Origin of the sequence: Pseudomonas syringae KCTC 12500, assembly GCF_000507185.2 — a bacterium.
GTDB classification, from domain to species: Bacteria; Pseudomonadota; Gammaproteobacteria; order Pseudomonadales; family Pseudomonadaceae; genus Aquipseudomonas; species Aquipseudomonas syringae.
Genome location: NZ_AYTM02000002.1, coordinates 2,909,236 through 2,934,004 on the forward strand (window position 1 = coordinate 2,909,236; position 24,769 = coordinate 2,934,004).

A 24,769-nucleotide genomic window follows, 5' to 3' on the forward strand; every position below is an offset into this window, starting at 1 on the left:
AAAACAACAACTTCAGCAATGCAAACAGAGGAATAACAACAATGATTATCTACGGTGTTGCACTACTGGCCATCTGCACGCTTGCGGGCGTGATTCTCGGCGACATGCTCGGCGTTCTGCTGGGCGTGAAATCCAATGTGGGCGGGGTCGGGATCGCCATGATCCTGTTGATCTGCGCACGTCTGTGGATGCAGAAACACGGCGGTATGACCAAGGACTGCGAAATGGGCGTGGGTTTCTGGGGCGCGCTATACATTCCGGTCGTCGTGGCGATGGCCGCACAACAAAACGTTGTCACCGCGCTCAAGGGCGGGCCGGTGGCGGTACTGGCCGCTGTGGGTTCGGTGGTGCTGTGTGCCTGCACCATCGCAGTGATCAGCCGCACCAATCGCGGTGAGCCGTTACCCAAGGAAGAGCCGCTGCTGACGCCTGAAATCGCCCCGGCCGGAGGTCGCTGATATGTGGGACCTCATCGAGAAGGGACTTGAACACAACGGCCTGATCACCGCTTTCGCCTTCGTCGGCATCATCATGTGGGTCTCGGTGGTGTTTTCCAGACGCCTGACGTTTGGCCGGGTGCATGGTTCGGCCATTGCGATTGTCATCGGGCTGATTCTGGCTTGGGTCGGCGGCACCCTGACCGGCGGCCAGAAAGGGCTGGCGGATATCACGCTGTTCTCGGGCATAGGCCTGATGGGCGGGGCGATGCTGCGTGACTTTGCCATCGTTGCCACTGCTTTCGAAGTGCAGGCCACCGAAGCGCGCAAGGCCGGACTGATCGGTGTGATTGCCTTGCTGTTGGGCACGATTCTGCCGTTTATCGTCGGCGCGAGCATTGCCTGGGTATTCGGTTATCGGGACGCGATCAGCATGACCACCATCGGTGCCGGGGCAGTAACCTACATTGTCGGCCCGGTGACCGGTGCTGCGCTGGGTGCCACCTCCGATGTGATGGCGCTATCGATTGCCACCGGCCTGATCAAGGCAATTCTGGTGATGGTCGGCACGCCCATGGCGGCGCGCTGGATGGGGCTGGACAATCCGCGCTCGGCGATGGTTTTCGGTGGTCTGGCGGGTACTGTCAGTGGCGTTACCGCAGGGCTGGCGGCAACCGACCGGCGTCTGGTGCCCTATGGCGCGCTGACCGCCACGTTCCACACTGGTCTGGGCTGCCTGCTCGGGCCATCGGTGCTGTATTTCATCGTGCGCGCCATCGTCGGCTAGGCTCTGTACTAAAAGTGGCTGCGCTCGGTGATGCTTCGTTAAAAACAGGCTCGGAATGCTCATTTACAACACGTAGACTCCGCTTCCTCGCCTGTTTTTGCCTCGCCTGACCTTCGCTCGCCGACTTTTCGTACAGAGCCAAGGTCAGGTCGTCTGTTCCAGCAGCCGGTTGGTGTACATCCGGCACTCGGCCAACAGCGCGAGCAGGTTGGGATCGCGCTGTTTGGACTTGAGAAAAACAATGCCGATGTGTTGCTGCATCCGGTAGCGGCTCTGCAACGGGATCAGGCGCACGCGGTTTTCATAGACTGCGGCGATTCTTCCCGGCAGCAGTGCATAGCCGACGCCGGAGCTGACCATGCTCAGCAGGGTGAAGATGTCATTGACCTGCATCGCCACCTTGGGCTCGAAACCGGCCTGCTGAAACACCCGGATCCCGTCGCGGTGCGTGGCGAAGCCTTGGGTCAGGGTGATGAAGGTCGCTTCGCGCAGGTCGCCCAGGTCCACTTCAGGGTGTTCGGCGAACGGTGAGTCGGTGGGGACGGCGAGAAAGATGTCATCGGAAAACAGCGCCAGGTGCTCGCAGTCCGGGTCATGGGTGCTTTCATCCAGCGACACCAGCATCGCATCGACTTCCATGTTCTTGAGCTTGTAGAGCAGGTCCATGTTCGAGCCCAGAATCAGGTCGATATTCAGCTCGCTGCGGCGGATCTTCAGGCCCATGATCAACTGCGGCACCGTCTTGACCGTCAGCGAATACAACGCCCCCAGGCGAAACCGCGCCGCTGAGAAGCCTGCCGCCTGACGGGTCAGCTCTACCGTGGCGAGCACATCCTGGACCAGTTTTTGTGCACGTTCTTCCAGCACATACGCGCTTTCCAGCGGCGTCAGGTTGCGTCCCTCATGTTTGAACAACGGGCAACGCAGCGCGCTTTCCAGCGAGTGAATGGCGCGGTGTACGCTGACGTTACTGGTCTGCAACTCCTCCGCCGCCCGCGCCAGATTGCCGGTGCGCATGAAGGCCAGGAATATTTCCAGTTTCTTGAGCGTCAGTTCGTCATCGATCTGCATGTCGTGGCGCTTATGGTTGAGGTGCGCTGATTGTGCACAACTCATACGTCGATAGCTGCTTAAAATATCCGTCACTGACACGGGTGTTGCGGTTTGTTTCAATAACCCGGAGTCTCTGTTTCCAGTGTTTTCGCCATTGAGAGGGGTATTGAGCGGATGTACTACGGAGAAAAATTCAACGCCTGGTCGCACCTGGTTGGCGCTGTACTGGCGGCCGTCGGTGCGATCTGGTTATTGGTCATGGCGTGTCTGCATGGTGATGTCTGGAAAGTGGTCAGTATGGCCATTTATGGAGTGTGTCTGGTGACGCTGTACAGCGTCTCGACGGTCTACCACAGCGTCAAGGGACGCTCGAAATCGATCATGCAGAAGGTCGATCATTTTTCGATCTACCTGATGATTGCCGGCAGCTACACCCCGTTTTGTCTGGTGACATTACGCGGCGCGTGGGGCTGGACCCTGTTCGGAATTGTCTGGGGGCTGGCGCTGATCGGCATCCTGCAAGAGATAAAACCGCGCTCCGAAGCGCGCATCATGTCCATCGTGATCTACGCGGTGATGGGCTGGATCGTGCTGGTGGCCGTCAAGCCACTGCTGGCTGCGCTCGGTGTATCGGGTTTCATCTGGCTGGCCGGAGGCGGCGTGCTGTACACCGTCGGCATCCTGTTCTTCGCCTACGACCAGATCCGCCACTTTCACGGCATCTGGCACCTGTTCGTCATCGGCGGCAGTTTGATGCACTTCGTGGCGATTTGTTTTTATGTGCTGTGAGGAGGGGCGGTCGGGACCTGACACCCGTTACCACGCTCCAGCGTTCTGCGTTATACGTAAGTCTGCTTCTGATTCTGGCCGAAGGCCGTAGGAGCGACCGGGGCGGCGATCCGCATTGTTCGCGAAAGGGCCACTATATTCGTCGAAAATGCATCGCCTGAATAACTGTCTTCGCGAACAAGTTCGCTCCTACGCCCTCCGGGCAGAAGCCCATCAGGACTTGTGTATAACGATGAGCGCATGAGCGTGGGGACCATCATCAGCGATCAGAAATCGCCCCACAACTGCTGCGCCACGCTGAGCGCGACAACGGGAGCGGTTTCAGTGCGCAGCACGCGTGGGCCGAGGCGCGCGGCGTGGAAGCCGGCGTCTTGCGCCTGGGCGACTTCCGCATCGTTCAGACCGCCTTCCGGACCAATCAGAAAGGCCAGGCTGGCGGGCTTGTCATGGCTGGTCAGGGGTTCGGCCACCGGGTGCAGGACCAGTTTCAGGTCGGCCTCGGTGTGCTTGATCCACTCGGCCAGCGGCATCGGCGCATGAATCACCGGCACCACGGAGCGGCCACATTGCTCGCAGGCGCTGATCGCGATCTGCTGCCAGTGCGCCTGACGCTTCTCGGCACGTTCGTCTTTCAGGCGCACCTCGCAGCGTTCGCTGACAATCGGCGTGATTTCGCTGACGCCCAGTTCGGTGGCCTTTTGAATGGCCCAGTCCATCCGCTCGCCCCGCGACAGGCCTTGACCGAGATGAATGCGCAGGCCTGACTCTACCTGGCCCGCGAAGCTTTCAGTGAGCTGCACATGCACGCGCTTCTTGCCGACTTCCAGCAAGGTGCCGCGAAACTCCTGACCCGAACCGTCAAACAGTTGCAGCGCGTCACCTTCGGTCATGCGCAGCACGCGGCTGATGTAATGCGCCTGGGCCTCAGGCAGTTCATGCTCGCCCAGACTCAGCGGCGTTTCAGTAAAAAAGCGGGACAGTCTCATGGTGTGTCTCGGTTCCAGTGTTCGTTTTGTGATGACGCCGTCACCCGGCTCGCTCCCGCATGTGCAGCCAGGCCCCTGTAGGAGCGGACTTGTCCGCGAAGGCGTCAGTCATGACGCCGCAATTTCCAGCCTTAACCCGGATCCCTGAAATCCGGATGAAAGTTCTCGCGCACGGCAACGCTGACACTGCTGCGTGTCGCGATATCAATACCTTCGCTGGCCACTTCGGCGAGGAAGTCGATCTGCTCCGGCGTGATCACATACGGCGGCAGGAAATACACCACACTGCCCAGCGGCCGCAGCAGTGCGCCACGCTCCAGTGCGTGCTGGAAGACTTTCATGCCGCGGCGTTCCTGCCACGGGTAGGCGGTCTTGGTGGCCTTGTCCTGAACCATTTCAATGGCGATGGCCATGCCGGTCTGACGCACTTCCGCGACGTGCGGGTGATCGACCAGATGCGCAGTGGCCGTCGCCATGCGTTGCGCCAAAGCCTTGTTGTTTTCGATGACGTTGTCCTGCTCGAAGATATCCAGGGTCGCCAGCGCCGCCGCACAGGCCAGCGGGTTGCCGGTGTAACTGTGCGAGTGCAGGAACGCACGCAGGGTCGGGTAGTCGTCGTAGAACGCGTCGTATACATCATCGGTGGTCAGGCAGGCGGCCAGCGGCAGGTAGCCACCGGTCAACGCTTTGGACAGGCACAGGAAGTCCGGACGAATGCCGGCCTGTTCGCAGGCGAACATGGTCCCGGTACGGCCGAAACCGACAGCGATTTCATCGTGGATCAAGTGCACGCCATAGCGGTCGCAGGCGTCGCGCAGAAGCTTGAGGTAGATCGGGTGATACATGCGCATGCCGCCTGCACCCTGGATCAGCGGTTCGACGATCACTGCCGCAACGCTGGCGTGGTGTTCGGCGAGGGTCTGCTCCATGGCGGCGAACATGTTGCGCGAATGCTCTTCCCAGCTCATGCCGTCCGGGCGGTGGTAGCAATCGGGGCTCGGCACCTTGATGGTGTCGAGCAGCAGCGCCTTGTAGGTTTCGGTGAACAGCGGCACGTCACCGACCGACATCGCCGCCACGGTCTCGCCGTGGTAGCTGTTGGTCAGGGTGACGAAGCGTTTCTTGTCCGGCTGACCTCGATTGAGCCAGTAGTGAAAGCTCATTTTCAGCGCAACTTCGATGCACGAAGAACCGTTATCGGCGTAGAAGCAGCGGGTCAGGCCGTCAGGCGTGAGTTTGACCAGCCGCTCGGACAGCTCGATCACCGGCTGATGGCTGAAACCGGCGAGGATCACGTGCTCCAGCTGGTCGACCTGATCCTTGATGCGCTGATTGATGCGCGGGTTGGCGTGTCCGAAAACGTTGACCCACCAGGAGCTGACAGCGTCCAGATAACGCTTGCCCTCGAAGTCTTCAAGCCATACGCCTTCACCGCGCTTGATCGGTATCAACGGCAGATTTTCGTGGTCTTTCATCTGGGTGCAGGGGTGCCACAGGACCTTCAGGTCACGTTGCATCCACTGGTCATTGAGGCCCATTTTCAATCTCCGGGTAGCGACTCGCCTGATGCGAGGACGAACAATCGCGCAAGCCTATGCAATGCCCGCCTGCGGAACAACCTTTGATGCAGTTTTAACGGTCGATGGACATTGCTGGCGGCTATTTGATGGCTCGCGTATCCTGCGCAGCGAGTCGATGTGTCGGGCTGACTTGCCCTATCTTCCCTATGTTTTCTGGAGTTCGCCGAATGCTTTCTGGTTGGCTGCGCGCGTGTGCGCTGATAGTGGCAGGGTTGGTCAGCGTTTCGACGCTCGCCGATGAAAAACAACGAACCGCCATTGTCGTCGGTGGTGGTCTGGCAGGTTTGACTGCCGCCTATGAACTGCAGGCCAAAGGCTGGCAGGTGACGGTGCTGGAAGCCAAGCCGAGCCTGGGTGGCCGCTCCGGTCTGGCGACCAGCGAGTGGATCGGCAACACCAAGGCTCAGCCTGTGCTGAACCGCTATCTGGACAGCTTCAAGCTGTCTACCGTGCCTGCGCCTGAATTCGTGCGCACGCCCAGTTACCTGATCGATGGTGTGTACTTCACCCAGGCTGACCTGGCCGTCAAACAGCCGGCGACCGCCGAAGCCATCAAGCGCTACAACGACACGCTGGATAACCTCGCGCGTTCAGTTGACGACCCGGAAAACCCGGCGTCCAACAGCACGCTGTTTGCGCTCGACCAGATCAACGTTGCCAACTGGCTGGACCGCCTGAACCTGCCTGTCACTGCGCGTCAGTTAATCAATCAGCAGATCCGTACCCGCTACGACGAGCCTTCGCGCCTGTCGCTGCTGTACCTCGCCCAGCAATCGCGGGTTTATCGCTCGGTCGACGAGCGTGACTTGCGTGCTGCGCGCCTGCCCGGTGGCAGTGCGGTGCTGACCCAGGCGTTCGTCAAGCAACTCAAGACCGTCAAGACCAACTCGCCGGTGACGGCAGTCATTCAAGAGAAGGACAAGGTCACGGTCAAGGCTGGCGCCACCAGCTATACAGCAGACTATGTAGTGATGGCCGTGCCGTTGCGTTCGCTGGGCAAGATCCAGATGACGCCTGCACTGGACGCGCAGCACATGGGCGCGATCAAGAGTACCAACTACGGCTGGCGCGACCAGATCATGCTCAAGTTCAAGACTCCGGTCTGGGACAGCAAGGCGCGCATGTCCGGTGAAGTGTTCAGTAACACCGGTCTGGGCATGTTGTGGGTAGAGCCGGCGCTTAAAGGTGGCGCCAACGTGGTGATCAACCTGTCTGGCGACAACGCACGCATCATGCAGGCCTTCGGTGACAAGCAGATGGTCGATCAGGTGCTGATCCGTCTGCATGCGTTCTACCCTGAGGCACGCGGCGCCTACACCGGCTATGAAATCCGCCGTTACAGCGTCGATCCTTCCACCGGCGGTTCTTACCTGGCGTTCGGTCCCGGCCAGATCAGCAAATACTGGCGCTTGTGGGAACGGCCGATCCTGCGCGTAGCCTTTGCTGGCGAGCACACCGACACCTTGTACCCCGGCACTCTGGAAGGCGCCCTGCGCAGCGGTCAGCGTGCAGCCGGTCAGGTGCAGGATCTGGCCGCTGGCAAGTCGTTCGAGCCGGTCAAGGTTGCACCGCCGAAAGCACCGGCCCCTGCTGCGCAGAAGTCCGATGGCAATTTCTTCAGCAACCTGTTCGGCGGTTCCTCCGACAAACCGGCTGAACCTGCCAAGCCGCAGGCTGGCAAGCCAGGTTTCTTCTCGCGCATGTTCGGTGGCGGTGAAGAACCGGCCCCGGCACCTGCTCCGGCAGAGAAAGCTGTAGAGCCTGCTCCAGCGCCTGCACCGGCTGCCCCTCCGGCACCCGTGGTTGCGCCGGTTGTCCAGCCTGCCAAACCGCCGGTAAAAGCCGAGCCAGCGAAGAAACCAGCGACCAAGGCTGAGCCTGCGAAGAAAGTGCAAAGCAAGGAAGCGGCCAGGAAAGAAGCGGCTAAAAAAGAGGCTGCGAAGAAGGAAGCGGCCAAAAAAGAGGCCGCGAAAAAGGCTCAGAGCAAACCGGCGCCAGCCAAGGCCCCTGCTGAAGCAGCGCCTGCAGACGCCAATAACTGACCGTCCGATGGCTGACTGAAAGGGATGCGGTTCATACCGCATCCCTTTTTTTATGCGCGCTCGATTCGTTCTATCCCTGTGGGTAGCCCTTGTCGGGCCTGATCGTGCCGTTCATCGGTATCGAAAGGCCGATGGTCATTGCAAAGTGTTACTGACGGCAAATTATCGGGATGCTGCTGCAGCGCGGACAGCCTGACACCGCTGAACAGAGGTTCAGGTGTTGAGGGAAGCAACAGAATCGAGGTACGAACTGCCCACCAGACCTATCGTATTGTTCGATGCGTCCGAGCGAAATTTTGCGCTTTCATTCGATAGATAAAAAGCTAGTCTGGTAACACTTCTGACAAGGTACTGGTAATGCAGCTACGTAATTCATCCTCTCGCTACGGTCTGGTCAGCATAGTGCTGCACTGGGGTGTGGCAGCTGTCGTGTTTGGAGTGTTTGCGCTGGGGCTGTGGATGGTTGGGCTGGATTACTACGACACGTGGCGCAAGGCGGGTCCTGATCTGCACAAGAGCATCGGCATCACGTTGTTTGCGGTCATGTTGATCCGCGTGGTCTGGCGTCTGCTCAGTCCGCCACCGCCGCCGTTGACCAGCTACAGTAAGTTGACGCGCATCGGTGCCGCATTCGGCCATCTGTTTTTGTACGTCGCACTGTTTGCCGTGATGTTCGCCGGGTATCTCATTTCCACCGCCGATGGCGTGGGGATTCCGATATTCGGCCTGTTCGATGTGCCCGCGCTGGTTTCGGGCCTTCCTGATCAGGCAGAAACGGCTGGCTGGATTCACCTGTATCTGGCCTGGGTCATCGTGATATTCGCGGGGCTCCATGGTCTTGCTGCATTGAAACACCACTTCATCGATCGCGATGTGACCCTCAAGCGTATGCTGGGTCGTAATTGATTGTTCAACCAAAACGGGAATAAACGCATGTTGAAGAAGTCTCTCGCCGCTCTGGCTCTGGGTACCGCATTGTTGTCTGCTGGCCAGGCCATGGCTGCCGACTACGTTATCGACAAGGAAGGTCAACACGCATTCGTTGACTTCAAGATCAGCCACCTGGGTTACAGCTTCATCCACGGTACCTTCAAGGACTGGGACGGCACGTTCAGCTTCGATGCTGCCAAGCCTGAAGCCAGTAAAATCAACGTCGATCTGAAAACCGCCAGCCTGTTCACCAACCACGCTGAGCGCGACAAACACATCTCCAGCAAAGACTTCCTGGACGTTGCCAAATACCCTGAGGCCAAATTCGTTTCCACCGCAGTCAAATCGACTGGCGAGAAAACGGCTGACGTCACTGGCGACCTGACCCTGCACGGCGTGACCAAGCCAATCGTCATCAAGGCAACCTTCAACGGCGAAGGCAAGGATCCATGGGGCGGCTACCGTGCCGGCTTCAACGGTACTTCGACGCTGAATCTGAACGACTTCGGCATCAAAGGCCCAGGCCCGACGTCGCAGACGCTGGATCTGGACATCAGCTTCGAAGGCGTACAGAAGAAGTAATTGCACGCTTGATCGACAGAACGCCGACCCTTGGGTCGGCGTTTTTGTTGGTGCTGCCCTGGATCGAACGCGGAGCGTCCAAGGCTGCGCTACTACGCGGAGCGCTTATCTTCATATACAAGCCCTGAAAAGCTCGGAGGACGGCGCTTTCAGGTTTCTGCCCGCAGGGCGTGGGAGCGGACCGGGCGACGCTTCGCTTGTTCGCGAAAGGGCCTGTATATTCACCGAAAATGCATCGTCTGAGCTGAAGCCTTCGCGAACAAGTTCGCTCCTACGGCCTTCGGCCAGAATCAAAAACAGATTTACGTATACGCAGAGTGCGGGAGCGATCATCTCGCACGACGATCATCGATACAACAAACAAAAACGCCCCGAGCAAGTCGGGGCGTTTTTAGTGTTGCGTGGCTGTCAGCTGTCGCGATTGCGGGTCAGCAGGGCCGGTTTTTCACCGCGTGGACGGCTTGGCAACTGGTCCAGTTGCTCGGCAGAAGGGAAGCGGTCGATCTTGGACTCCTTGTGCACGATCTTCGGCTGAGGCTGGCCGTCGCGGGGTGCGCGTGCGACTGGCTCCTGACCTTCACGTGGCAAGGGTTGCTCTTCACGTGCCGGGCGACGGCCACGTGGCTGACCATCACGCGAGCGGGGTGCCGATGAACCCGAGCCGTTGCGCTTTGGCGCGCCACTGCCCGAGCCGTTGCGAGCGCCACCGGCAGGGCGACCCGGATTGGCCGGGCGAGCAGCGCCGCCAGCGGCCGGTGCGGCTGCGCCAGGCGCGGCAGCAGGGCGACGACCACGGTTCTGGCCTTTGCCCTGATAAGGACTGACGTAGTCAGCACGGTTGCCAAAGTTGTCTACTTCATCGTCACGGAACTCGTCAGGGGCGCGATCGGCTGCCGGACGCGGTGTGGCGGGTTGCGATGCACGCTGTTCGCTGCGAGGCGTGCCCTCACGAGGTTTTTTTTCGCGTGGCTGCCTTGCAGGACGTTCGCCAGTGGCGGAGGCAGCAGCAGGTTTTTCCTTGCCTTTATCCTTGCCCTTGTCGCGACGACCACCGTTGTTCTTGTCGCCATCGCCACGTGCAGGACGTGCGCCACGCGAGTTGCGAACATCCGGACGCTCACGCACTTCCGGCTTCTCAGCCTCGACTGCAGTGATGTCGAAGCCCATCAGGTCGCCGTCGGCGATCTTCTGCTTGGTCATGCGCTCGATGCTTTTGAGCAGCTTCTCTTCGTCCGGCGCAACCAGCGAAATGGCTTCACCAGAGCGACCGGCACGGCCGGTACGCCCGATACGGTGAACGTAGTCTTCGTCGACGTTGGGTAGCTCGAAGTTGACGACATGCGGCAACTGATCGATATCCAGGCCGCGTGCGGCGATATCGGTCGCGACCATGATGCGTACATCGCCTGCCTTGAAGTCGGCCAGCGCCTTGGTCCGGGCGTTCTGGCTCTTGTTGCCGTGGATCGCGACAGCCGCAAGGCCGTGCTTGTCCAAGTACTCGGCCAGACGGTTGGCACCGTGCTTGGTGCGGGTGAAGACCAGCACCTGTTCCCAGGCACCGACGGTAATCAGGTGCGCCAGCAGCGAACGCTTGTGGTTGGCTGCCAGGCGGAAAACCCGTTGCTCGATACGCTCGACCGTGGTGTTCGGCGGCGTGACTTCGATGCGCTCGGGGTTGTGCAGCAGCTTGCCGGCCAACGACGTGATGTCATTGGAGAAGGTAGCCGAGAACAGCAGGTTCTGGCGCTTGGCCGGCAGCCGCGCGAGAACCTTCTTGACGTCATGCACGAAGCCCATGTCGAGCATCCGGTCTGCTTCATCGAGCACCAGGATTTCGACGTGGGAGAGGTCGACACTGCCTTGACCGGCCAGGTCGAGCAGGCGGCCAGGGCAGGCCACCAGGACGTCCACACCACGGGACATGGCCTGAACCTGCGGGTTCATGCCGACGCCGCCGAAGATGCAGGCGCTGACGAACTTCAGGTCGCGGGCATAGAGCTTGAAGCTCTCGTGCACCTGTGCGGCCAGTTCGCGGGTCGGGGTCAGGACCAGGACGCGTGGTTGACGCGGGCCGTGACGCTGGGATTTGTCCGGAACACCATTGGGAAACAGCCGCTCCAGAATAGGGAGGGCGAAACCACCGGTTTTACCAGTACCGGTCTGTGCCGCAACCATCAGGTCGCGACCTTGCAACACGGCGGGAATGGCCCGCTGTTGCACGGGGGTAGGCTGGGTATAGCCCGCTGCCTCGATGGCGCGGACTAAAGCCTCGGAGAGACCGAGGGAAGCAAAGGACATGAGTAATCCTGTTCTGTTGGAGCTTAAGCTCAAGGGATGTCTTGCCTGGCGCGAATGGCGTGTAAAGACAACGCGATCCCGTCCGGTCCTGCCGGGTCTTCAGTGCATTCCGTGACGTCTGCGCTTGATGAAAATTGCGCTGTTGGCGTGAACGGATGACGATTGCAAGACCGGGCGTCCGGGCGTAAGCCTGGCGGGAAGGCTGGAGTATAACAGAGCGAGCGCAATACGCCGCTTTCCTGCTGCCCAACGGTGTATGAGGCCGCGATCCCCCGGAAACTGCCGGTTGGATCGCGGTGCCACAGCCGTTTTCAGCGTGGCAGTTGCAGGTTGTTCCACACCGCCAGGCTCGGTTCTGCCTGGTTCAGCGTGTAGAAGTGCAGACCGGGGGCGCCGCCTTGCAGCAGTCGTTCGCACATCTGCGTGATGACTTCTTCGCCAAACGCCTGGATGCTTTGCACGTCATCGCCGTAGGCTTCCAGCTGTTTACGGATCCAGCGCGGGATTTCCGCACCGCAGGCATCCGAGAAACGCGCCAGCTTGCTGTAGTTGGTGATCGGCATAATGCCCGGCACGATCGGAATGCTGACGCCCATCTTCTCGACCCGCTCGACGAAGTTGAAATAGCTGTCGGCGTTGAAGAAGTACTGCGTGATCGCACTGTCGGCGCCGGCATTGGCCTTGTTGACGAAGTGCTTGAGGTCGTCTTCGAAATTGCGCGCCTGCGGATGCATTTCCGGGTAGGCGGCGACTTCAATGTGGAAATGGCTGCCGCTTTCCTGGCGAATGAAGCTCACCAGGTCATTGGCGTGACGCAGCTCACCGCTGGCCATGCCCATGCCGGAAGGCAGGTCGCCGCGCAGTGCCACGATGCGTTTGATGCCCGCATCCTTGTACTGCGCCAACAGGTTGCGCAGGTCGTCCTTGCTGTCGCCCACGCAGGACAAATGCGGCGCAGCAGGGACTTTGATCTCGTTTTCCAGCTGTAGCACGGTATTGAGCGTGCGGTCGCGGGTCGAGCCACCGGCACCATAGGTGCAGGAGAAAAAATCGGGGTTGTACGTGGCCAACTGACGAGCGACGGTCAGCAGCTTTTCGTGTCCAGCGTCGGTTTTGGTAGGAAAGAACTCGAAGCTGAAGCGGCGTTCTTGAGACATGGGGGAGGAGGCCTCCAGCTTTTAGCTGCAAGCTACAAGCTGCAAGAGGGCTGTATGCCTGGCTCTGCAGCCTTATGCTTACCGCTCACGGCTGTGTAATAACGATAAAGAAACGAGCGTCAAGCTCAAGCTGCAAACAAGAGAAATGCACTTGCTTGCAGCTTGAAGCTTATCGCTTGCAGCTATCTATCAATAGCGATAAGCGTCTGGCTTGAACGGACCTTCGACGGTCACGCCGATGTAATCGGCCTGGGTCTTGGTCAGCTTGGTCACAACGCCACCGAAGCCGCGGACCATTTCCAGGGCCACTTCTTCGTCGAGCTTCTTCGGCAGTACTTCAACGGTCAGACGCTCGGCTTTCTTGGCAGGTGCCAGGTCGGCGTACTTCTGCTCGAAGAGGAAGATCTGCGCCAGAACCTGGTTGGCGAACGAGCCATCCATGATGCGGCTTGGGTGGCCAGTGGCGTTACCCAGGTTTACCAGACGGCCTTCGGCCAGCAGGATCAGGTAGTCGTCGTTCTGTGCGTCGAACGAGCCTGGGCCGGTACGATGGATCTTGTGAACCTGTGGCTTCACTTCTTCCCATGCCCAGTTCTTGCGCATGAAAGCGGTGTCGATTTCGTTGTCGAAGTGACCGATGTTGCACACCACAGCACGCTTTTTCAGCGCCTTGAGCATGTTGGAGTCGCAAACGTTGACGTTACCGGTGGTGGTCACGATCAGATCGATCTTGCCCAGCAGGGCCTTGTCGATGCTCGCTTCGGTGCCGTCGTTTTCACCGTCGATGAACGGCGAGACCAGCTCGAAACCGTCCATGCAGGCCTGCATGGCGCAGATCGGGTCGACTTCGGTCACTTTGACGATCATGCCTTCCTGACGCAGGGACTGAGCCGAGCCCTTGCCCACGTCACCATAGCCGATCACCAGCGCCTGCTTGCCGGACAGCAAGTGGTCGGTGCCGCGCTTGATGGCGTCGTTCAGGCTGTGACGGCAGCCGTACTTGTTGTCGTTCTTGCTCTTGGTCACCGAGTCGTTGACGTTGATGGCCGGGATTTTCAGCTCGCCCTTGGCCAGCATGTCCAGCAGGCGGTGCACGCCAGTGGTGGTTTCTTCGGTGACGCCGTGGATCTTGTCCAGCATCGCCGGGTATTTCTTGTGGATGATCTCGGTCAGGTCGCCGCCGTCGTCGAGGATCATGTTGGCGTCCCATGGCTGGCCATCCTTGAGGATGGTCTGCTCGATGCACCACTCGTACTCTTCTTCGGTTTCGCCTTTCCAGGCGAACACAGGAATGCCGGCAGCAGCGATGGCCGCAGCAGCCTGGTCCTGAGTGGAGAAAATGTTGCACGACGACCAGCGAACTTCGGCACCGAGGGCAACCAGGGTTTCGATCAGTACGGCGGTCTGAATGGTCATGTGGATGCAGCCGAGAATCTTCGCGCCTTTCAGCGGCTGATCACCGGCGTATTTGCGACGCAGACCCATCAGGGCAGGCATTTCGGATTCGGCGATGATGGTTTCGCGGCGGCCCCAGGCAGCCAGGGAAATATCGGCAACCTTGTAGTCATTGAATTCTGCGGGCGTCATTACAGCACTCATTGAGAGTCTCCATTCCATAAAAATGCGAATGGGCGCCGTTGTGCGTTTAAGGTTTGCCGGTCGAGGATCGTCCTGGCAAACAACGCCCCATCCGAGCCTGACAGGGAAAACCTGCTGCAGCGCCCCTCGGACAGGTGGCGGGAACGGTATCAAGCGTAGATGACCGTTTTGAAACGTTTGGCAGTATAGCGGTGCTCGCGATTCTACCCAAGGCTTTCTGTCGGTTTAAAGGCCATCCAATTACCATCTTTCTGTAATAGGGTCGATGCACAGTCGCTATGACGCAGGCATGGGCGCGGGTCGCCAGCTCTGCCATCATGCAGCTATCCATCGGCCAGACGCTCAGGAGTGACTATGAATTTCCACACCCGCAAGTGGGTAAAGCCCGAAGACCTCAACCCCAACGGCACATTGTTCGGCGGCAGCCTGCTGCGCTGGATCGATGAAGAGGCGGCGATCTACGCGATCGTTCAACTGGGTAATCAGCGGGTGGTCACCAAGTACATCTCTGAAATCAACTTCGTCAGTGCCTCGCGTCAGGGCGACATCATCGAACTGGGCATCACCGCCACGGATTTCGGTCGCACCTCGATCACCCTCAAATGCCAGGTGCGCAACAAGATCACCCGCAAAAGCATTTTGACCGTCGACAAGATCGTCTTCGTCAACCTCGACGAAGACGGCCAGCCTGCGCCGCATGGCCGGACTGAAATCCGCTACATCAAGGACCAGTTCGACGTAGAGGACTGACGCTCAGGTCGCTGAACATCGGACGCATAGCGTCCGACACGACCGTTACAGAATGATCGTTCCTCACGCTCCGCGTGGGAATGCCTTTCATGACGCTCCGCGTCATCCATAAAAGCAGGTTTCAGCCCCTGGCCTGCAACGCGCGCAACCACGCGAGCCCCGCGCTGGTATCGCCTTTCGGGCGATATTCGCAACCGATCCAGCCGCTGTAGCCCAGTTCGTCGATGACGTTGAACAGGTGCTCGTAGTTCAGCTCACCCAGGTCCGGCTCATGGCGATCCGGCACCCCGGCGATCTGGATGTGGCCAATGCCTGCAAAGTCACGACGCAGCTTGCTGGTCAGGTCGCCTTCGACGATCTGGCAGTGATAGCAGTCGAACTGCACTTTCAGGTTGTCGGCGCCCACCAGCTTGCAGATGTCCTGTGCCTGATCCTGACGGTTGAGGAAGAAGCCCGGCATGTCGCGGGTGTTGATCGGCTCGATGAGAATGGTGACGCCTGCGCCCTTGGCTTGCTCAGCCGCGAACGCCAGGTTTTCCAGGTAGACCGCCTGATGACGCTCACGCAAGCTTTCATTGGGCAGCAGGCCGGCCATGACGTGCACACGGTCATTGCCCAGCACCTGCGCATATTCCAGCGCCCGCTCGATACCGCTGCGAAATTCCGTTTCGCGGCCCGGCAGCGTGGCAATGCCTCGCTCGCCTGCCTCCCAGTCGCCCGGCGGAGCGTTGAACAGCGCCTGCACCAGACCGTTGTCGCTCAGGCGCTGCTTGAGTTCCTGAGTGCTGTAGGCGTAAGGGAACAGATACTCGACCGCGCCGAAACCATCGGCAGCGGCTGCGGCAAAGCGCTCAAGAAAATCATGCTGCGGGTACAGCATGCTGAGGTTGGCGGCAAAACGAGGCATGTTAACTCCAGTCTTCAAAAGGTCAGACGAATGGCCAAAGCAGCAGGGTGATCACGAAGCCCAGTGTGCCAAGCAGCGTGACCAGTACAGTCCAGGTGCGCAAGCCGTCGGCGACGTTGAGGCCCGCCAGCTTGGTGAACATCCAGTAACCGGCATCGTTGATGTGCGACATGGCCAGACCGCCACCGCCCATGGCCAGACACAGCAGGGCCAGGTGGTTGGCGCTCAGGTCCAGCGTGGCGATCAGCGGGCTGAGAATGCCTGCGGTGGTGACCAGTGCAACGGTGGTCGATCCTTGAACGGCGCGCAGCAGCAGGGTCAACAGGAAGCCCAGCGCGAGTACCGGCAGACCGGTGTTGCGCAGCGCCTCGGAGACCACGGCACCAATGCCGGTGTCGACCAGCACCTTGCCGAATACGCCACCGGCGCCGGCAATCAGGATCACCATCGCCACACCCGGCAAGGCCGAGCCGATCACATCGGACACCTGAGTACGGCTCCAGCCGCGACGCGAGCCCAGCAGCCAGGCGCACAACAGAGTATCGATCAGCAGCGCAACCAGAGGCGCGCCGAGCACGGTCAGCACAGCACGCAGCGTGGAAGTGTCCGGCAACATGGTAGTGGCCAGCGTGCCCATCAGAATCAGCACGATCGGCAGCAGGATCAGCGCGATGATCAGTCCGAAACCCGGTGCGGGCGCGGGCGGCAGCTTGCTTGCCAGGCTGCTGGCGCTCTCTTCGACGTCCATTGTTCGGGTTTCGGTCGCTTCGCGCACAGCGGAATAATCGTTGCGCGCCCAGGCTTCCAGATCTTCGTTGGTCACATGCGGGCCATAGACTTCGGTACGGATGTCATCGGTCATCGGGTAAGTCTTGCGGGTCATGCGACCCGCGACGAAGTAGCCGATCATGCACAGCACGGCAACGATCGGAATGCCCAGCATCAGCACCCGGCCCAGGTCCGCGCCCAACTGGCTGGCGGCGGCGACAGCACCCGGATGCGGCGGCAGAAACGCATGCACGGCGAGCAGTGCGGCGCACATCGGCAGCGCGAAAATCAGCAGCGGCTTGCGTGCCGCCCGTGCGACACCGTAGGCCAGCGGCATGAGGATGATCACGCCGACCTCGAAGAACACCGGAATACCGACCATGAAGCCGGCAACGGTCAGCGCCAGAGGCGTGCGCCTGTTGCCGAAGCGGTTGATCAGGGTCTTGGCCAGCGCTTCGGCCCCGCCGGACAGCTCGATGATGCGCCCGATCATTGCACCCAAGGCGATGATGATCGCGATATGGCCGAGCGTCTTGCCCATGCCGCCTTCGATGGTGGCAACCAGGTCGGCCGGTTTAACGCCGGCGACCAGCGCCACGATAATGCTGACCAGCATCAGGGCGACAAAGGGCTGGAATTTGTACTTGAGCACCAGAAACAACAGCAGTGCGATGCCCGCACCGGCCACGACCATCAACATGAGCGGCGTCATACCCGCGCACTCCGGTCAATAGCGGTAAAGGCTGACAACGAAACAGCGGGGTAGGGGTGAGTCATGCTCTCGATTCCTGTTGTTATTGTTGTTCGACCGGGAGGCGCAATGCACTCCCCGATCACCGTGTGTTCGTTACCACCTGGCGCCGAACACCTGACGCAGCTCTTCAAGCGCCGCCGGGTCCAGCGGTGCAGGTTTGGGGTTGCTCATCAGCCACAGGCGGGCAGTCTCTTCCAGCTCTTCCAGGGCATAGCAAGCCTTGGCCACCGAGCTTTCCCAGACCACCGGACCGAGGCGCTCGAGCATCACGCCGCGCACGCTGTTGGCCAGTTCCGCCACACGCTCGGCGACTTTCGGCGAGCCCGGACGTTCGTAAGGGATCAAGGGGATGTGCCCAACCTTCATGACCTGATACGGCGTCAGTGGTGGAAGAATGTCGTCTTCCTGCCACACCCCGGCCAGGGTCAAGGCGACCAGATGCGTCGAGTGCGTGTGCACCACGCCGCCGACCTGCGGGTTGCGGTCGTAGACTTCGCGGTGCAGGGCCAGGGTCTTGGACGGCTTGCTGCCGGACACCCATTCACCGGCCAGATTGACCTTGGCAATATCGGCCGGGTCCATGCGGCCCAGGCAGGCGTCGGTCGGGGTAATCAGCCAGCCGTCGTCGAGTCGTGCGCTGATGTTGCCGGCGCTGCCAACCGTATAGCCACGGCCATACAGCAAACGGCCGACGTCGCAGATTTCCTGACGCAGTGCGTTTTCATCGATCATCAGGCAACCCCCGCCAGTTGCTTGAGCGCCTTGGCGAAGAAGTCGCGCGCACCGAAGTTGCCGGATTTGAGGGCCAGGGCCAGCGGTTGTGCGCCGCTGCTCACGGTGGCCGGAACGCCCGGATCGATCTGTGCGCCGATTTGCAGCAACTGCACGCCCAGTGCCTGAACCACGGCACCGGAGGTTTCGCCACCGGCCACCACGAAACGGCGTACGCCTGCGTCCAGCAGCCCTTTGGCGATTTCACCAAGTGCGGCTTCGACCATGGCCCCGGAGCGTTCAACGCCCAGTTCTTTCTGCACGGCTTTGACTTCGTCCGGGGTGCTGGTGGCGTAGATCAATACGGTCTGCCCGGCATCTTTGGCGAAGGCCAGCGCCTGCTCGACCACTGGCTTGCCAGCGGCCAGGTCCAGCGGATTGATGCGCAGCGCAGGGCGATCAGCTTCCAGCCAGGCCGCAACCTGACCATTGGTGGCGACCGATGCGCTACCCGCCAGTACCACTTCGCCGCCACTGATGGCGACCTGTTTGGCGGCATCGATATCGCGCAGCTTGCCCGCTTTGCGGAAGTTGCCCGGCAGGCCCAGCGCCAGCCCCGAGCCACCGGTCAGCAGCGGCAAGTCGGCGCAGGCTTCGCCCAAGGTGTACAAATCCGCATCCGACAGGGCATCGGCAATTGCCATGCTCACACCTTCGGCGCGCAGCTCGGCAATTCTGTTACGCACGCCTTCGACGCCCTGGGCAATGCTGTCATAGCGCAACAGGCCGACCTTGTGGCGGGTCTGCGCTTGCAGCACACGCACCAGATTGGCATCGGTCATGGGCGTCAGCGGGTGGTTCTGCATGCCCGATTCGCTGAGCAACTGGTCCTGCACGAACAGGTGACCACGGAAGATCGTGCGGCCGTTTTCCGGGAAGGCCGGGCAGGCGAGGGTGAAATCGCTGCCCAGTTGCTCCAGCAGTGCTTCGCTGACCTGGCCGATGTTGCCCGCGGCAGTGGAATCGAAGGTCGAGCAGTATTTGAAGAAAATCTGCTCGCAGCCGCGCTCGCGCAGCCATTCCAGAGCCGCCAGGGATTCAGCCACCGCGTCGGCGCTGGGCGTGGTACGCGATTTCAGCGCGATGACAATCGCGTCGGCGTCCAGACCGGCAGCCATCTCGGCGCTGGGGATGCCAATGCTCTGCACGGTGCGCATGCCGCCCCGCACCAGCATGTTGGCCAGGTCGGTGGCGCCGGTGAAGTCATCGGCAATGCAGCCCAGCAGCGGGCGAGCGTTATTCAGGCTCATCAGTCGCTCCTCAGGCTTTTTCTGGCTTGGCTTTCGGCAACTCGATGCCCGGGAAAATCTTGATCACGGCCGAGTCATCTTCACGACCGAAGCCGGCGCTGGATGCCTGCATGAACATCTGGTGCGCGGTGGCCGAGAGTGGCAGCGGGAATTTGCTGCTGCGTGCGGTATCCAGCACCAGACCCAGGTCCTTGACGAAGATGTCCACGGCCGACAGCGGCGTGTAATCGGCATTGAGGATGTGCGGCACGCGGTTCTCGAACATCCACGAGTTACCGGCACTGTTGGTGATCACTTCATACAGCGCGTCAGCGTCGACACCTTCGCGCAGGCCGAGGGCCATGGCTTCGGCGCTGGCTGCGATGTGTACGCCAGCGAGAAGCTGATTGATGATTTTGACTTTCGAGCCCAGACCGTGGACGTCGCCCAGGCGATAGACCTTGCCGGCCATGCCGTTGAGGATGGCTTCTGCCTTGGCGTAGGACTCGGCCGGGCCGGAGGTCATCATGGTCATTTGGCCAGCGGCAGCCTTGGCGGCACCGCCGGAGATAGGCGCATCAAGGTACAGCAGGTTCTGTGCGGCCAGACGCTCGCCCAGTTCGACGGCGAAGGTGGGCGCGACGGTGGCGCAACCGATGACCAGGCAGCCCGGACGTAGCGCGGCAATGGCGCCGTTCTCGCCAAACAGCACGGTTTCGGTCTGCTCGGCGTTGACCACAACGGTGATGATCACATCGCAGGCAGCGGCCATGCTGGCCGGAGAATCACAGGCAACCCCGCCTTCCTGGGCGAATGCTTCGGTCACGCTGGTGCGCACATCACAGGCATGCACAGTGAAGCCGCTACGTAGCAACGAGCGGGCAATGCCCAGACCCATCGCACCCAGGCCGATAACGCCAACGTTCTTGCCAGTCATGCAGTAATCCTCGAAGTCAGTGCCGATGCCTGTGAAGCCGGCATTCGGACGTTATTGTTCTGATCTGTGAATCGGATAGTGAATCAATGAGTAAATAATGTTAAGTATTTTTATTTTTCACAAAATTTAACATCGATAGGCTTTTTCCATCGTGCACAAAAAAGCCCCTGTGCGGGGCTTGATTGAAAACCATGATGTTCGGCGTGCTGCGCCGTCTTTCACGAATCAGAATTTCGGCACTGGCGCGCTGGTGGCATTTCGCAGTGAGCCGCTTTCCTGACGCACGACTTCTTTGGGCTTGTACGCGCAATAACCGGGGCGCGGCCCGACTTTCGGGTGGTTGCGGCAGGTGTCCGGGCGCTTGTCATAGATGGTGCACAGGCGGCTTTTGCGGTCCAGGTACAGGCAGTCGTTGTTGCTCATGCGCTGCAAGGTTAAGATCTCGGACTTCTGGTTGTAGCGCTCGACGATGCCTTCTTTCTGCAGCCGCTTGGCGATGTTCTTCGCCGGGTCGCCGCGTTCGAACTCATCGACGATGCCGATGCGGATCAGGTCCTTGATCTTCACTTCGACCGGCAACGTGCAGCAACTGGACACGCAGCCCCCGCACATGTGGCTGGAGTATTTGGCCCAGGTGTCGATGCGATCGAGTTCTGCGGCGGCGATCAAGGTGGGTTTCATTTTATGTCAGGCTTCCGGGTGTATCGGGGCGCGCGATCATACCGGTCTGCAGCGATTTGCAGAAATCAAAAATTGCCGAGGCGACTGTCGGTCAGGTGTGGGCAGGCAGTCGGCTGCAGCGTCCGCGCCTGCCGAGCGCAGTCGGTCAGCAGGCGCGGTGTATCAGAAGGCACTCAGGACTTGAGCTTGTCGTCGGCCCTGAACATGCTGCGGATGCCACGAACGGCCTGGCGGATGCGGTCCTGATTCTCGATCAGGGCGAAGCGCACGTGATCGTCGCCGTACTCGCCGAAACCGATGCCCGGCGAGACACAGACCTTGGCTTCGGCCAGCAGCTTCTTGGCGAACTCCAGCGAACCCAGGTGTGCATAAGCTTGGGGGATCTTCGCCCAGACGTACATCGAAGCCTTGGGGTTCTCGACCATCCAGCCCAGCTCGTGCAAGCCCTTGACCAGCACATTGCGGCGCTGGCGATACTGCTCGGCAATGTCGAGCACGCATTGCTGGTCGCCTTCCAGTGCGGCAATCGCCGCCACCTGCAGTGGCGTGAAGGTACCGTAGTCGTGGTAACTCTTGATCCGCGCCAGTGCATTCACCAGCTCGGGGTTGCCGACCATGAAGCCAATCCGCCAGCCTGCCATGTTGTAGCTCTTGGACAGGGTGAAGAACTCGACGGCAATGTCCTTGGCACCCGGCACCTGCATGATCGACGGGGCTTTCCAGCCATCGTAGACGATATCGGCGTACGCCAGATCATGCACCACCAGCACGTCGTACTGTTTGGCCAGGGCCACCACGCGCTCGAAGAAATCCAGCTCCACGCATTGCGCGGTCGGGTTGGACGGGAAGCCCAGAATCATCATCTTCGGCTTGGGGATCGAGCCGCGAATGGCTTTTTCCAGTTCGTCGAAGAAGTCCACGCCTGGCACCAGCGGCACCGATCGCACCTGGGCGCCGGCAATCACGGCACCGTAGATGTGGATCGGGTAACTGGGGTTGGGCACCAGCACCGTGTCGCCCTGATCCAGCGTGGCGAGCATCAGGTGGGCCAGGCCTTCCTTGGAACCAATGGTCACGATCGCTTCGCTTTCGGGGTCGATGTCGACCTCGTAGCGCTTCTTGTACCAGTTGGAAATCGCCCGACGCAGGCGTGGAATGCCGCGCGAGGTGGAGTAGCCGTGGGTGTCTTCGCGCTGGGCGACGGTGATCAGTTTTTCGACAATGTGCGGCGGTGTGGCCCCATCGGGGTTGCCCATGCTCAGGTCGATAATGTCCTCACCGCGACGACGAGCAGCCATTTTCAGCTCGGCGGTGATGTTGAACACGTAAGGGGGGAGTCGATCGATGCGCGCAAAGCGGCGCGGCGAACCTTGGTCTGCCATGAGTATCTCGCGTACGTAAGCGCCCGGAACCGTCCGAGCGACGTGGCCACATGAGGCGGCCTGCCGAGGAAGATAGATGGGCTGATAGCCTTTTGTCCACCGGGATTTGCAGCGCATGGCCGGTGGCGATATTCGGACCCCATCGAATGATTCGGCGGTGTAGAATCGGCGTTATTCATCGCCAGTCATCCCCCGGCGGGTTTATGAGCTCAGGCCGAGTACACGGTGATCCCGTGGTGTTCGGTTTCTTCGCTGCCTGCGGTCACTGCCGCACGCCTGCGACGTCAATAGAAGCTCACTCCCTTCCTGATAGCCTTAATGTTTGCCGGAGTGCTCCAATGCCTGATTACCGCTCGAAAACGTCTACCCACGGCCGCAACATGGCCGGCGCCCGTGCCCTGTGGCGCGCCACGGGCATGAAAGACGAAGATTTCAAGAAACCGATCATCGCCATCGCCAACTCCTTCACCCAGTTCGTACCGGGCCATGTCCACCTAAAGGACATGGGCCAGCTGGTCGCGCGTGAAGTCGAACGCGCCGGTGGCGTGGCCAAGGAATTCAACACCATTGCGGTCGACGACGGCATCGCCATGGGCCACGACGGCATGCTCTATTCGCTGCCGAGCCGCGAGATCATCGCCGACTCGGTCGAATACATGGTCAACGCGCATTGCGCCGACGCCATCGTGTGCATTTCCAACTGCGACAAGATCACCCCGGGCATGCTGATGGCGTCGTTGCGCCTGAACATTCCGGTGATCTTCGTCTCCGGCGGGCCAATGGAAGCGGGCAAGACCAAGCTGGCCAGCCACGGCCTGGATCTGGTCGATGCGATGGTCATCGCCGCCGATTCGACCGCCAGCGATGAAAAAGTCGCCGAGTACGAGCGCAGCGCCTGTCCGACCTGCGGGTCGTGTTCCGGCATGTTCACCGCCAACTCGATGAACTGCCTGACCGAAGCACTGGGCCTGGCCCTGCCAGGCAACGGTTCCGCACTCGCCACCCACAGCGACCGCGAGCAACTGTTCCTGCAGGCCGGCCGCACCATCGTTGACCTGTGCCGTCAGTACTACAAGGAAAACGATGACTCGGTGTTGCCGCGCAACATCGCCAACTTCAAGGCGTTCGAGAACGCCATGACGCTGGACATCGCCATGGGCGGTTCGACCAACACCATCCTGCACTTGCTGGCGGCGGCTCAGGAAGCCGAGATCGACTTCGACCTGCGCCACATTGATCATCTGTCGCGCAAGGTGCCGCAGCTGTGCAAGGTCGCGCCGAACATCCAGAAGTACCACATGGAAGACGTGCACCGCGCGGGCGGGATCTTCAGCATCCTCGGCGAGCTGGCCCGTGGCGGTCTGCTGCACACCGACCTGCCGACCGTACACAGCAAGACCCTGGCCGAAGGCATCGCCAAATGGGACATCACCCAGACGGACGACGAAGCCGTGCACACCTTCTTCAAGGCAGGCCCGGCGGGCATCCCGACGCAGACCGCGTTCAGCCAGTCGACCCGCTGGGAAAGCCTGGATGACGACCGTGAAAACGGCTGCATCCGCAGTGTCGAGCACGCCTATTCACAAGAAGGTGGCCTGGCCGTGCTGTACGGCAACATCGCACTGGACGGCTGCGTGGTGAAAACCGCTGGTGTCGACGAGTCGATCCACGTCTTCGAAGGCAACGCGAAGATCTTCGAAAGCCAGGACAGCGCGGTGCGCGGGATTCTCGCTGACGAAGTCAAAGCGGGCGACATTGTCATCATCCGCTACGAAGGCCCGAAAGGCGGTCCGGGCATGCAGGAAATGCTCTACCCGACGTCCTACTTGAAGTCCAAGGGACTGGGCAAGGATTGTGCGCTGCTGACTGACGGCCGCTTCTCGGGCGGTACGTCCGGCCTGTCCATTGGTCACGCCTCACCGGAAGCTGCGGCAGGCGGAGCGATCGGTCTGGTGCGCGACGGTGACAAGGTGCTGATCGACATCCCCAACCGCTCGATCAACCTGCTGATTGACGATGCCGAAATGGCCGAGCGTCGCGCCGAACAGGACAAGAAAGGCTGGAAGCCTGTCGAGTCGCGTCCACGCAAAGTGACCACCGCCCTCAAGGCCTATGCCCTGCTGGCGACCAGCGCCGACAAGGGCGCGGTGCGTGACAAGGCGTTGCTGGACAAGCTGGTGCCGTAACGTTCGGCGACGCAGCGAAAACACCCCGCCAGTCGGGGTGTTTTTTTGTCTGGAGAGAACGACCGGCGGGCTTTCTTACTGCTATTTCTGACAGCTGTCGAGCGCGCGTGGGCGCTATATATTGGGCCAATAGCCGCGTGTGATCTGCCGCGGTTAACCGCTAT

At 60.5% G+C, this 24,769-nt stretch carries 21 protein-coding genes and 1 riboswitch; of the genes, 8 read left to right on the top strand and 13 right to left on the bottom strand.

The features are described from left to right. Positions 1-41 precede the first annotated feature (41 nt). Positions 42-458 (top strand): malonate transporter subunit MadL, encoded by a 417-nt coding sequence (gene madL / locus V476_RS13290; protein WP_003316699.1) that lies wholly within the window; start codon positions 42-44, stop codon positions 456-458. Between the two features lies 1 nt (position 459). After that, on the top strand, positions 460-1,224 hold the full coding sequence (gene madM / locus V476_RS13295) for a malonate transporter subunit MadM (RefSeq protein WP_016567000.1): 765 nt from the start codon (positions 460-462) through the stop codon (positions 1,222-1,224). Between the two features lie 144 nt (positions 1,225-1,368). Here madM and V476_RS13300 read toward each other — a convergent pair whose 3' ends face one another. Next, positions 1,369-2,295, bottom strand: a complete 927-nt coding sequence (locus tag V476_RS13300; protein ID WP_024649800.1) for a LysR family transcriptional regulator — start codon at positions 2,293-2,295, stop codon at positions 1,369-1,371. A 156-nt stretch (positions 2,296-2,451) separates the two neighbouring features. Here V476_RS13300 and trhA point away from each other — a divergent pair, with 156 nt between their 5' ends. Then, on the top strand, positions 2,452-3,066 hold the full coding sequence (gene trhA / locus V476_RS13305) for a PAQR family membrane homeostasis protein TrhA (protein ID WP_003414317.1): 615 nt from the start codon (positions 2,452-2,454) through the stop codon (positions 3,064-3,066). A gap of 266 nt (positions 3,067-3,332) precedes the next feature. Here trhA and V476_RS13310 read toward each other — a convergent pair whose 3' ends face one another. Together V476_RS13310 and V476_RS13315 are read right to left on the bottom strand one after the other, a co-directional pair. Beyond that, positions 3,333-4,052, bottom strand: a complete 720-nt coding sequence (locus tag V476_RS13310) for a 16S rRNA (uracil(1498)-N(3))-methyltransferase (RefSeq protein ID WP_003346339.1) — start codon at positions 4,050-4,052, stop codon at positions 3,333-3,335. A gap of 131 nt (positions 4,053-4,183) precedes the next feature. Then, on the bottom strand, positions 4,184-5,590 hold the full coding sequence (locus V476_RS13315; RefSeq protein WP_024959616.1) for an adenosylmethionine--8-amino-7-oxononanoate transaminase: 1,407 nt from the start codon (positions 5,588-5,590) through the stop codon (positions 4,184-4,186). A gap of 209 nt (positions 5,591-5,799) precedes the next feature. Here V476_RS13315 and V476_RS13320 point away from each other — a divergent pair, with 209 nt between their 5' ends. The 3 genes from V476_RS13320 (at position 5,800) to V476_RS13330 (ending at position 9,186) form a co-directional block, all read left to right on the top strand. Further along, a complete protein-coding gene (locus V476_RS13320) occupies positions 5,800-7,674 on the top strand; it encodes a flavin monoamine oxidase family protein (RefSeq protein ID WP_024959617.1) in 1,875 nt (624 codons plus the stop codon). Between the two features lie 357 nt (positions 7,675-8,031). Beyond that, entirely contained in the window at positions 8,032-8,580 is a 549-nt protein-coding gene (locus tag V476_RS13325; RefSeq protein ID WP_024959618.1) for a cytochrome b, read from the top strand. A 27-nt stretch (positions 8,581-8,607) separates the two neighbouring features. Continuing rightward, on the top strand, positions 8,608-9,186 hold the full coding sequence (locus tag V476_RS13330) for a YceI family protein (RefSeq protein ID WP_003346342.1): 579 nt from the start codon (positions 8,608-8,610) through the stop codon (positions 9,184-9,186). A gap of 408 nt (positions 9,187-9,594) precedes the next feature. On the opposite strand, the gene rhlE2 is transcribed toward V476_RS13330, so the two are convergent. The 3 genes from rhlE2 to ahcY form a co-directional block, all read right to left on the bottom strand. After that, positions 9,595-11,484 (bottom strand): RNA helicase RhlE2, encoded by a 1,890-nt coding sequence (rhlE2, locus tag V476_RS13335; RefSeq protein ID WP_003316710.1) that lies wholly within the window; start codon positions 11,482-11,484, stop codon positions 9,595-9,597. Between the two features lie 311 nt (positions 11,485-11,795). Then, the gene (metF, locus tag V476_RS13340) at positions 11,796-12,641 is read right to left on the bottom strand and encodes a methylenetetrahydrofolate reductase [NAD(P)H] (RefSeq protein ID WP_003346344.1); all 846 of its coding nucleotides are present in this window, start codon (positions 12,639-12,641) and stop codon (positions 11,796-11,798) included. Positions 12,642-12,830: 189 nt separating this feature from the next. After that, positions 12,831-14,240 (bottom strand): adenosylhomocysteinase, encoded by a 1,410-nt coding sequence (gene ahcY, locus V476_RS13345; RefSeq protein WP_003392259.1) that lies wholly within the window; start codon positions 14,238-14,240, stop codon positions 12,831-12,833. Positions 14,241-14,263: 23 nt separating this feature from the next. Continuing rightward, a riboswitch (S-adenosyl-L-homocysteine riboswitch) is annotated at positions 14,264-14,374 on the bottom strand. Positions 14,375-14,594: 220 nt separating this feature from the next. Between ahcY and V476_RS13350 the strand changes: the two genes are divergently transcribed. Then, positions 14,595-14,990, top strand: coding sequence for an acyl-CoA thioesterase (locus tag V476_RS13350; RefSeq protein WP_003316713.1), 396 nt, complete (start codon positions 14,595-14,597; stop codon positions 14,988-14,990). A 121-nt stretch (positions 14,991-15,111) separates the two neighbouring features. Here the strand turns inward: V476_RS13350 and otnI are convergent, their stop codons facing one another. The 7 genes from otnI to alaC all read right to left on the bottom strand — a co-directional run bounded on the left by otnI (position 15,112) and on the right by alaC (position 22,419). Next, positions 15,112-15,897 carry a 2-oxo-tetronate isomerase gene (otnI, locus tag V476_RS13355; RefSeq protein ID WP_003392256.1) on the bottom strand — a complete coding sequence of 262 codons (786 nt, stop codon included), beginning with the start codon at positions 15,895-15,897 and terminating at the stop codon, positions 15,112-15,114. Between the two features lie 22 nt (positions 15,898-15,919). Then, positions 15,920-17,377 (bottom strand): GntT/GntP/DsdX family permease, encoded by a 1,458-nt coding sequence (locus V476_RS13360; protein WP_024959619.1) that lies wholly within the window; start codon positions 17,375-17,377, stop codon positions 15,920-15,922. A 135-nt stretch (positions 17,378-17,512) separates the two neighbouring features. Continuing rightward, the gene (gene otnC, locus V476_RS13365) at positions 17,513-18,151 is read right to left on the bottom strand and encodes a 3-oxo-tetronate 4-phosphate decarboxylase (protein WP_003392253.1); all 639 of its coding nucleotides are present in this window, start codon (positions 18,149-18,151) and stop codon (positions 17,513-17,515) included. Continuing rightward, positions 18,151-19,440 (bottom strand): 3-oxo-tetronate kinase, encoded by a 1,290-nt coding sequence (otnK, locus tag V476_RS13370; protein ID WP_024959620.1) that lies wholly within the window; start codon positions 19,438-19,440, stop codon positions 18,151-18,153. Before otnK ends, otnC begins: the two co-directional genes overlap by 1 nt. Positions 19,441-19,450: 10 nt before the next feature. Then, the gene (gene ltnD / locus V476_RS13375) at positions 19,451-20,356 is read right to left on the bottom strand and encodes an L-threonate dehydrogenase (RefSeq protein WP_003316718.1); all 906 of its coding nucleotides are present in this window, start codon (positions 20,354-20,356) and stop codon (positions 19,451-19,453) included. A 225-nt stretch (positions 20,357-20,581) separates the two neighbouring features. Continuing rightward, positions 20,582-21,037: a YkgJ family cysteine cluster protein gene (locus tag V476_RS13380; RefSeq protein ID WP_024959621.1), complete on the bottom strand. Its 456-nt coding sequence runs from the start codon at positions 21,035-21,037 to the stop codon at positions 20,582-20,584. Between the two features lie 173 nt (positions 21,038-21,210). Beyond that, positions 21,211-22,419, bottom strand: coding sequence for an alanine transaminase (gene alaC, locus V476_RS13385; protein WP_003346356.1), 1,209 nt, complete (start codon positions 22,417-22,419; stop codon positions 21,211-21,213). Positions 22,420-22,757: 338 nt separating this feature from the next. Here alaC and ilvD point away from each other — a divergent pair, with 338 nt between their 5' ends. After that, the gene (ilvD, locus tag V476_RS13390; protein WP_003316721.1) at positions 22,758-24,605 is read left to right on the top strand and encodes a dihydroxy-acid dehydratase; all 1,848 of its coding nucleotides are present in this window, start codon (positions 22,758-22,760) and stop codon (positions 24,603-24,605) included. Positions 24,606-24,769 lie beyond the last annotated feature (164 nt).